A 10,278-nucleotide genomic window follows, 5' to 3' on the forward strand; every position below is an offset into this window, starting at 1 on the left:
CCACGTCGAGCGCCTCGCTGTAGTGTTTCGGCGCGACAGTGTGAACGGGAGGTGCGCCGGTGGCGGCTGTCGAGCCTGCACGGCCCGATCTCGCTGCGCTCAGAAGCCTGAGCGTCGTCAGACGGTACATCACGGAACACCCCGTCGCGCTGTCAGCAGCGGGCGTTGTCCTTGCGTGCGCAGCTCTCACCGGAACGTTGTGGGGCGACGACGGATCGCTCTGGGGGGTGGGGCCGGTCGCGGTCTTCTCCCAGGGGCGCTGGTGGACGCCGCTGACGGCGATCTTCGTTCCAGATTCCGCTGTTGACACGATCCTCACGGTCCTGCTCGCGCTGACGGGCTTCGCGTACGCCGAAAGGGTGCTGGGCCGCCTCCGGCTGCTCTGGGTGACCCTTGCTGTTGCCCTCGCCGGCAACCTCGTCGCCACGGCCTTCCATGCCCTCCTGTGGACGGTGTCAGATCTGCGTCCCGTCGAAGCAGCAGAAACGCCGGTGCTCGACCCGGCAACGGCGATGGTCGGTGCGCTCATGGCTGCCTCGGCGCTGGCATCCGCCCTCTGGCGTCGCCGCATCCGGGTCGTCGGTTTCGCCGTGTTGGCCATGTTCGCCCTGTATGCCGGCGACACCGACGCGTGGTATCGCCTCGTCGCCGCCGTGCTCGGGCTCCTGCTGGGGCTGTGGCTCGTTCGCGGAACCCCGCGACGTTCCTGGCACCGATCGTCCACCCGCGAGACGCGCTCCGTTACGGCACTGGTCGTCGCGGTGACGGGCCTCGGTCCGCTCGCGGCGGTGCTGGCCGGCGGCGGACGCGGGCCGTTGTCGTTTGCCGTTTCGTTCTTCACCCAGTACGACGAGAACCTCGTCGATCTGTGCGCGACACGGTACAGCCCGCTCTGTGACCATCAGCTGGCTGTCGTGGTGACGCGCGGTGTCGGTCCGGGTCTGATGGCGCTCGTGCCGGTTGCCCTGCTGCTGGTCGCCGCCCTGGGTCTACGCCGTGGCCGGCGCTCCGCGCTCGTTCTGGCGGTTGCGGTCGAAGGGCTGATCGGTGTCGTAGCGATCTGGTCCGTCATCGCGGGAACCGTCTCCGTCGGTCCCTGGGCCGATCCCACCTGGCTGGAGTACGGGCTGTGGGCTATCGCCGCAATCGGGGTGTCACTGGGCATGGTCGTCGTGCTGGTCGCGCTGCGGCGATTCTTCCCTGTCCGGGCAGATCGTCGCGCGGTGGTGTGGTTCACCGGCACGGTCAGCGCCACTCTTGCTGCGTGTGCCGCAACCCACCTCGTCGCCGAATCGATCTTCCGGCAGACCTACGTTCAGCGTGTCAGCGTCACCGATCTTCTCGTTGAAACACTGCGCCGGTTCGTTCCGCCATCGTTCCTGCGCAATCTCGGGCAGCCGCCATACCCCACGCACGGTGCCGCGCTGCTGATCTACCAGTGGGTGGGCGTCCTGTTCTGGGCGGTCTTCATCGTCGCGATGCTGCGGATGTACCGGTTCCCGCAGCACGCTGTCGTCGCAGACGACGAGCACTATCGCCGGTTGCTTCGCCGTGGCGGTGGGACCCTCGGGTTCATGGGAACCTGGCGTGGCAACGACCACTGGTACACCGCCGACGGCACAGGAGCGGTGGCGTTTCGGCGGGTGGGCGATGTTGCCCTCGCTATCGCAGACCCACTGTGCGCGCCCGGTAAGCGCGATCAGACGGTGCGGGGATTTGTTGACTACTGCGCAGATCGGGGATGGTCGCCGGCCTTCTACAGCATCCATGACGAGTTCTTGCCGATCTTTCGGGAGATGGGCTGGTCCTACACATCGGTCGGTGAGGAGACAGTGATGGTGCTTGCCGACCTCACACTGACGGGGAAGGCTTGGCAGAAGGTCCGCCAGCCGCTGACGCGGGCCGAGAGGGACGGGTTCGTTGCACTGTGGACGCGATGGGATGACCTCACTGCTGACCAGATCGCTCAGATCACAGAGATCGACGAGCAATGGGTCGCCGATAAAGTTCTTCCCGAGCTTGGATTCACCCTCGGTTCGATCGAGGAGGCGAAGGACCCGGACGTGGCGCTGGTCCTCGCGGTCGATTCCGACGGGCGCATCCAGGTTGTGACGAGTTGGATGCCGTCGTGGCGATCGGGTCGACGCGTGGGCTGGACTCTCGACTACATGCGCCGCCGCGTCGACGGTCCCAACGGGCTCATGGAGTTCGTCATCGTCAAGACCGCACTTCGAGCCAAGGATGACGGCCTGGAGGTGGTGAGCCTGTCTGGCGCGCCACTGGCGAGCAAGCCGGGTGTCGCTGCCGAAAACGACCGCACGCTGCTCGCATCCCTTCTCGAACAGGTGGCCGCCGCGCTCGAGCCGGCATACGGTTTCGCATCTCTCTTCCGCTTCAAGAGCAAGTTCCGCCCGGAATATCGCACGCTCTACCTCGCGTACAGCGACCCCGTGGAACTCCCGAGCATCGGAATGGCAGTCTTGCGCGCCTACCTGTCGGAACCTTCGGCCCGCGAGATTCTCGCGGTGGCCCGAGCCGGATACGGCGGTGACCGATGAGACAGTGGTTCCTGACGCTCGAACTAATCGATAGCCCGATCCTCGGTGTCCTGTGCGCGATCGTCGTCGCGGTGGCCGTTGTCATCGTGTGGCCTGCTCCGAGACATCCGTGGCGCTGGCTCATCGCTGTGGTCGCTGGCCTCGTCGGCGGCTTTCTCCTCGCCCTGGTTGCAGAGGCCCTCGGCGCCTTTGACGGACCGTTGCCCGATCACGCGGCGCTGTGGATTGGCGGAGGTCTCGGGTTCGCGGTCGCTGGCCTCGTCGTCGCCTTCACCGGTCCCTGGTGGCGGCGTCTGCTCGCCGTCGTCATGGCTGTGGCGGCTCTGATGGCCGCGGCGCTCGGGGTGAACGCGTCTTATGGGCTGACACACACACCGGCGGCAGTCTTTGGCATCCAAGCCTTGGATGACCTGCCGCTTCCCGCGCCCGCCACGTCGGCCGATGATCCTGCGGCGCTTTACTCCACCTGGACGGCGCCCGCAGACATGCCGGCGACCGGTCGAGTGAGCGCCCTCTCGGGCGAGGACCGCATCCCCGCCGAGGGGTATTCGCCGAGGGATGCCGCGCTCTACCTGCCGCCTGCTGCTCTTGTCGCCAACCCGCCGAGGCTCCCCCTGATCGTCTTCATGATGGGTCAGCCGGGCACCCCCGACCCGACGAGTATCGCTGCTGCGCTCGACAGGTTTGCTGCAGCTCATAACGGGCTCGCGCCCATCGCCATCGTCGCGGACCAGCTGGGTGCCATCGATCGGGACCCCGCGTGTCATGATTCCGCGACATACGGCGCTGTCTCGACGTACTTCACCACCGACATCCCCGCGTGGGCAGTGGCGCACCTCAACGTCACCGCCGATCGGTCTTTCTGGGTCATCGGAGGCTATTCGAACGGCGGGTCCTGCGCCTTCACGTGGGGGGCGCAGAACCCGCAGATCTGGGGAAACGTGATGGACATCTCGGGCAATGAGTATCCGGGATCAGAGCACGTCCAGCAGACCATCGATGAGGTCTTCGCCGGGGATGCCGCTGCATTCCAGGCTGCGTCACCCAGCGCGGCTCTTGCTGCTCACGCCGGTCAGTACGCTGGGCACGTCGCCGTGTTCACGCACGGCGATCAGGACGCCGTGTTCGGGCCGGGTCAGGTCTCGAACGCAGCCCTGGCCTCGGATGCCGGGTTCACGGTGTTCTCCGACAGCATTGCCGGCGCGGGACACGGCGGCGAGGCCCTTGACGCAGGCCTGGACTTCGCGCTTGACTCCCTCGCACCCCGTCTGGGCCTTGCTCCGCCCGCGGGCTGAGTGCTGTGCAGCGAAGACCGCCCCAGTCCATGTCCGCTACGGGACGAAGACACGAAGCGCCCGCGGTTCGACATCGATCTCCACCGGCAGCGGCCCGATGAGGTCGCCGTCCGCGTAGGCGGTGACGCCTGGCGCCCGAAGACGGACCGCCCGAGCGCGGTGCATGCTCACTTCTGGTACATCTCCGTGCGCTCCCCGGTACACGCGGGGGAGGAGGCGCAGAAAGCGCGCGCGCCGCGTGGGGCGAACCAGGATGACATCCAGTTCCCCATCGGCAGGGTTCGCGCGAGGCGCGATCTGCACGCCCCCGCCGTAGCTGGTTCCGTTGGCAACCGCTGCCATCAGAAGAGGGCCATCGTGCCGCGTCACAGCGCCTTCGGCATCCGTCAATTCGAGCTCGTACGCGAAGCTGCGCAGTGCGACCAGCTCTCGGAGGATGGCGATGGTGTATCGCGACGAGCCGCGAGGCCACCGCATCCGATTGGCTCGGTCGTTCACCCGGGAGTCGAAGCCGCTCGCCAGGACCGACCCAAAGTAGACGTCAGGCTGGCCGTGGCGACGGATGCGTGCGAGGTCGATCTCGCGGGTCACTCCCCGCGCGATCGCGTCGGCAGCCTCGTCAGCGCGCATCTCTCGGATCCCGAGCATCTCGGCGAGGTCGTTACCTGTTCCCGCCGGGATGATGCCCAGCGGCGTCGCGCCGTGGGCCAAAACCTGCATCGCCAGAGACACTGTTCCGTCGCCGCCGACAACGGCCACGGCATCCGTGCCCCGCCGCACCGTCTCTTTCAGCAACTCCGTCGACTCGGCAGCACTGCCACCGCTGATCAGGGTCGCGCGGATGCCGTGCTCGCGCAGCCGCTCGGCGGCTCGATTCGCAATCGTGCCACCCGTTCCGGCGCGAGCCGCCGGATTGACCAGCACGGTGACGTTCAGAGGGTGAGCGCCTTCTGCATGATCTCCGCCTGCTCAGCGGCATGCACCTTGGGGGAGCCGGTAGCGGTGGATGCCGCGGCGGCACGGGAGACGCGACGAATCGTGCGACCGTGCAGGTGCTTGACCACCTCAAGGGCGATGAAAGGCCAGGCCCCTTGGTTCTCGGGCTCGTCCTGCACCCACACCAACTCTGCGTTCGGGTACTCGTCGATGACGCGATTGAGGTCCTCGACCGGTGCGGGGTAGAACTGCTCGAGCCGCACCAGGGCAATCTCGGGGTTCGGATTCTTCTCGAGCTCCGACTTCAGATCCCAGTGGATCTTGCCGGCATGCAGCAAGACGCGCTTAACCGCGCTCTTGTCGATCCCACGATCGTCATCGAGAACCGGCTGGAACCTGCCGCCCACGAAGTCCTCGACAGGGCTCGTCGCACCGCGAAGACGCAACATCGCCTTCGGAGTGAACACGACGAGGGGTCTCCTCGGACGTGCGTAGGCCTGACGACGAAGCAGGTGGAAATAGGACGCTGGCGTCGATGGCCGCGCCACGATCATGTTGTCCTGAGCGCACATCTGCAGGTACCGCTCGATGCGAGCCGACGAGTGATCGGGGCCCTGTCCCTCGTAGCCGTGCGGCAGCAGAAGCACGACGCTCGACTGCTGACCCCACTTCTGGTCAGCGGACGAGATGAACTCGTCGATGACCGACTGCGCGCCGTTCGCGAAGTCGCCGAACTGCGCCTCCCACAGCACGAGCGTGTCGGAGCGTTCGACGGAGTACCCGTACTCGAAGCCCATCGCGGCGTACTCGCTGAGGAGGGAGTCGTAGATCCAGAAGCGTCCCTGCGACTGGGAGAGGTTCACCAGCGGCAGCCATTCCTGACCGTTGGCGCGGTCATGGAATACCGCGTGACGCTGCACGAAGGTTCCACGTCGCGAGTCTTGGCCGACCATTCGGACGTTCGTTCCCTCCACGAGGAGAGAGCCGAACGCGAGGAGCTCCCCGAACGCCCAGTCGATGCTGCCGTTGCGGCTCATGTCCTGGCGCTTGTCGAGCAGCTGCTGCAGCTTCTGATGGACAGTGAAGCCATCGGGCTTGTTGACGAATGCGTCTCCGATGAGCTGGACGACATCGCGCGATACGCCCGTCGTCTCGGGCTCGCCGATGGTGTCGATCGAGCCGGTCATCGGTGCACTCGCCACCTGGGAAGAACCGGTCTCGGCAGCGTGCGTCTCGGCGAAGGCCTGCTCCAGGCGATCCTGGAAGTCCTTCTTTGCCTGCTCGTACTGCTCTTCCGTGATGTCACCGCGGCCGACGAGCGACTCGGTGTACAGGCGGCGCACCGACCGCTTCGCCTCGATGAGGTTCGTCATCAGCGGCTGGGTCATCGAGGGGTCGTCGCCCTCGTTGTGTCCGCGCCGGCGGTAGACGACCAGGTCGATGACAACATCTCGGTGGAACCGCTCGCGGTAGGCGAAGGCTACCTGGGCGACCCGGACCACGGCCTCGGGGTCATCGCCGTTGACGTGAAGGATGGGCGCCTGGATCGTCTTTGCGACATCCGTCGCGTACACAGACGTGCGGCCATCCTGCGGCAGCGTCGTGAATCCGACCTGGTTGTTGACGACGACATGCACGGTGCCGCCGGTGCGGTAGGCGCGCAACTGCGACATCTGCAGGGTCTCGACGACAACGCCCTGGCCGGCAAAGGCCGCATCTCCGTGAATGAGGATCGGCAGCCACGAGAAGGTTCCGATCGGCAGGCGGTCTTGCTTTGCCCGGGTGATTCCCTCGAGGACGCCGTCGACGGTCTCGAGGTGCGACGGGTTGGCTGCGAGATAGACGGGGAGCTCCTCGCCGCCGTCAGCGACGAACGTGCCCTCGGTCCCGAGGTGGTACTTCACGTCGCCGGACCCACGCTTGGAACCGATCGCGACGCGTCCCTCGAACTCGCGGAACACCTGCCCGTAGGTCTTACCGGCAACGTTGGTCAAAACGTTCAGCCGCCCACGGTGAGCCATCCCGATCGTGGCTCCGTCGAGCCCGGTCTCTGCGGCCCCCTGCAGGATCTCATCCAGCAGGGGGATGAGAGACTCACCGCCTTCGAGGCTGAATCGCTTCTGACCGACGTACTTGGTCTGCAGGAACGTTTCGAAGGCCTCGGCCTCGTTCAGCTTGCTCAGGATGCGCAGCTGCTCGTCGTGCCCCGGCTTGGTGTACTTGACTTCGAGGTTCTGCTGGAACCAGGCCCGCTGCTCCGGGTCCTGGATGTGCATGTACTCGATGCCGATCGTGCGGCAGTACGAGTCGCGGAGGACACCGAGGACCTCGCGCAGCTTCATCGTGCGCTTGCCGCCGAAGCCGTTGGTGACGAACTCGCGGTCGAGGTCCCAGAACGTCAGCCCGTGCGACTCGATTTCGAGGTCGGGGTGGGTCCGCTGCTTGTATTCGAGCGGGTCGATGTCGGCCATGAGGTGGCCGCGGACGCGGAAGCTGTTGATCAGCTCCTGAACGCGAGCGGTCTTGTCGATCCGCTCCGCGATGTCGACGTTGATGTCGGCGTTCCAGTGAATCGGCGCGTAGGGGATGCGAAGCTCCGCGAAGATGTCCTCGTAGAAGCGGCGCTCACCGATGAGCAGCTCGTGGATCTTCTTGAGGAACTCTCCCGAGCCGGCGCCCTGGATGACGCGGTGGTCGTACGTGCTCGTGAGGGTGATCGTCTTGCCGATCGCCAGCTCATTGAGGGTCTTCTCGCTCGCGCCCTGGAACTCGGCCGGGTATTCGAGCGCGCCGGCGCCGACGATGCATCCCTGTCCCTTCATGAGACGGGGGACCGAGTGCACCGTTCCGATCCCGCCGGGGTTGGTGAGCGAGATCGTCGTGTTCTGGAAGTCTGCCGCGGTGAGCTTGTTCTTGCGGGCGCGGGAGACCAGGTCTTCGTAGGCCGACAGATACTCGGCGAAGGTGAGTGTGTCGGCGTGCTTGATGCTGGGCACCAAGAGCGCACGCGTACCGTCTGGCTTGGGGAGATCGATCGCGATCCCGAGGTTCACGTGTGCTGGCGCCACAACCGACGGCTTCCCGTCGATCTCGGCATAGAACACGTTCTGGCTCGGGAACTCGGTGAGGGCACGAATGATGGCCCACCCGATGAGGTGCGTGAAGCTCACCTTCCCGCCGCGGGTGCGCGCCATGTGGTTGTTGATCACGATCCGGTTGTCGATCATGAGCTTGGCGGGGACAGTGCGCACGCTCGTCGCGGTGGGAACGGTGAGCGACTCATCCATGTTCGCAGCGAGAGTCTTCGGCATCCCCTTCAGGACCGTCACCGTGTCCTCGGACGGAGGGGCATCGGATGCCGCGCGTGCGGTGTCGGGAGCCTGCGCCGGAATCGGCTGGGCGGAGGCGGGACGCGCTGTCGTGCGCGCGACCGGCTGCGAGCCGATCACCGGCGTGGGCGCGGTGACCGGGTGTGCATCGTTCGACGCCGGCTTTGCGGCCGCATTCTCTCCCGCGGACTTCGCGCCGTTCTCGCCAGCGGGCTTCGCGCCGTTCTCGGTGGTGGAGTGGTAGGCCTCGAGAACCGGCCACCACGCCTTGTCTACGGAGTTGCGGTCTTGTCGGAATTGCTCGTATAGCTCTTCAACGAGCCACTCGTTGGCGCCGAACTCGCTTTCGTTCGACACTCCGACGCCGGTCACCTGACTCGACACGTTAGATCGCCCGCTTTCGTCACGTTTGTCGTCGCGGACTATCGTCGTCGCGCCCGCGTCGTTCAACACACCAGCGTAGTCCGTCCGAACACCCCGGCAGGCCATCCGAACCCTGCGCTGCGCCGCGAATTGGTCACGATTCCGCTGAGTGCATTGACGGGTACGCTTGGCCCACATGGAGTTCTACGGTGATGCGCCGGCCTTCGACCTGACCTACTCGGACGTCTTCCTCGTTCCCCGCCGATCGGGCGTGGGGAGCAGGCTCGAGGTCGACCTCTCCCCGCGCGATGGGACTGCAGCCACCATCCCGCTGGTTTCGGCAAACATGAATTCGGTCACGGGTGCGCGCCTTGCCGCCACGCTCGCGCGCCGGGGCGGGCTCGGAGTTCTTCCGCAGGACCTCCCCCTGCAGGAGCTGGATGCCGCGATCCGCTGGGTCAAGGACCAGCCTGCCGCCTGGGACACGCCACTGGTTCTTCCCCCCGACGCGACGGTTGCCGACGCAACGACCCTGCTGCCTCCGACGGAGGGCTACGGCGTGATCGTCGCGCAGCCCAGCGACCGTCTCATGATCGAGGATGTTCAGGGCATCGTGACCGCGGTCCGCCTGGGATCTGCCCTTCCCGATGCACGCCTGGGCGATCTCGCGCGCGGACGACCCGCGTCTGTGGATGCCGATGACATCGAGTCCGCCCGGCACGCGTTCGATGTCATCGTCGCGGCTGATGCTGAGATCGTCTGCGTCGTCCACCACGGACAGGTCGTCGGGACCCTATCTCGTCGAAGTGCCCTGCGCGCGACGCTGTACCAACCCGCCGTTGACCGAGACGGTCGCCTCATCGTCGCAGCAGCCGTGGGTATCAATGGCGATGTCGCCGGTAAGGCACGCGCGCTCGTGGCCGCCGGTGTGGATGTCCTGGTGCTCGACACCGCGCACGGTCATCAAGAGGGGATGCTTGGCGCGCTGCGAACCGTGTCGGCCCTGGACCTCGGTGTGCCGCTTGTGGCTGGAAACGTGGTCACCAGCGCCGGCGTCGGCGACCTTGTTTCGGCCGGCGCGAACATCATCAAGGTCGGCGTCGGGCCGGGTGCGATGTGCACGACCCGCATGATGACCGCCGTGGGGCGACCGCAGTTCTCGGCTGTCCATGAGACCGCGCTTGCGGCCCGCGCCGCCGGTGCTCATGTGTGGGCCGACGGCGGTGTGCGTTACCCGCGCGATGTTGCGCTGGCACTGGCAGCCGGCGCAGCATCCGTCATGATCGGTTCGTGGTTCGCCGGAACGATCGAGGCTCCCGGATCGCTGCAACGCGACGCTGCCGGCAACCTCTACAAGGAGTCGTGGGGGATGGCCTCGACCAAGGCAGTGCAGGCGCGATTCGGTCGCCTGGATGCCTACGAACGAGCACGCAAGGAGCTGTTCGCCGAGGGAATTTCGTCGTCGAAGATCTACCTCGACCCGCAGCGACCCGGCCTCGAAGACCTCATCGACATGATCACCTCCGGCGTTCGCTCCTCGTTCACGTACGCTGGCGCGGCCTCGGTCCCCGAGTTCCACGAGCGCGCGCTCGTGGGTCTGCAATCGGCCGCCGGCTACGAGGAAGGCAAGGCGCTCCCCGTCAGCTGGTGATGCGTGTGCTCGCTTCCGGGTGGGGCTCGCCTGTCCGCGGAGCGGAAATCTCCTGAGTGCTGCTGTTGTGTGGGGGGGGTGGGGATAGAATGCGCGCCCCGGCAAACAAAAAGAGGACCGTGTATGCGGCCCCCCACCGACACCCC

At 66.2% G+C, this 10,278-nt stretch carries 5 protein-coding genes; 3 read left to right on the forward strand and 2 right to left on the reverse strand.

Annotated elements, in window-relative coordinates; all coding sequences use genetic code 11:
• The first annotated feature begins 59 nt into the window (after nt 1-59).
• The gene (locus AB0O89_RS07865) at nt 60-2,558 is read left to right on the forward strand and encodes a phosphatidylglycerol lysyltransferase domain-containing protein (RefSeq protein WP_363495960.1); all 2,499 of its coding nucleotides are present in this window, start codon (nt 60-62) and stop codon (nt 2,556-2,558) included.
• A complete protein-coding gene (locus tag AB0O89_RS07870) occupies nt 2,555-3,853 on the forward strand; it encodes an alpha/beta hydrolase-fold protein (RefSeq protein ID WP_363495963.1) in 1,299 nt (432 codons plus the stop codon). Before AB0O89_RS07865 ends, AB0O89_RS07870 begins: the two co-directional genes overlap by 4 nt.
• Nucleotides 3,854-3,889: 36 nt before the next feature.
• On the opposite strand, the gene AB0O89_RS07875 is transcribed toward AB0O89_RS07870, so the two are convergent.
• Nucleotides 3,890-4,777, reverse strand: coding sequence for a diacylglycerol kinase (locus tag AB0O89_RS07875; protein WP_363495966.1), 888 nt, complete (start codon nt 4,775-4,777; stop codon nt 3,890-3,892).
• Between the two features lie 8 nt (nt 4,778-4,785).
• On the reverse strand, nt 4,786-8,502 hold the full coding sequence (locus tag AB0O89_RS07880; protein WP_363495969.1) for a multifunctional oxoglutarate decarboxylase/oxoglutarate dehydrogenase thiamine pyrophosphate-binding subunit/dihydrolipoyllysine-residue succinyltransferase subunit: 3,717 nt from the start codon (nt 8,500-8,502) through the stop codon (nt 4,786-4,788).
• A 175-nt stretch (nt 8,503-8,677) separates the two neighbouring features.
• Here AB0O89_RS07880 and AB0O89_RS07885 point away from each other — a divergent pair, with 175 nt between their 5' ends.
• Nucleotides 8,678-10,132, forward strand: coding sequence for a GuaB1 family IMP dehydrogenase-related protein (locus AB0O89_RS07885; RefSeq protein ID WP_363495972.1), 1,455 nt, complete (start codon nt 8,678-8,680; stop codon nt 10,130-10,132).
• Nucleotides 10,133-10,278 lie beyond the last annotated feature (146 nt).

The organism is Microbacterium sp. NPDC076895 (genome assembly GCF_040687115.1).
Classification (GTDB): domain Bacteria; phylum Actinomycetota; class Actinomycetes; order Actinomycetales; family Microbacteriaceae; genus Microbacterium.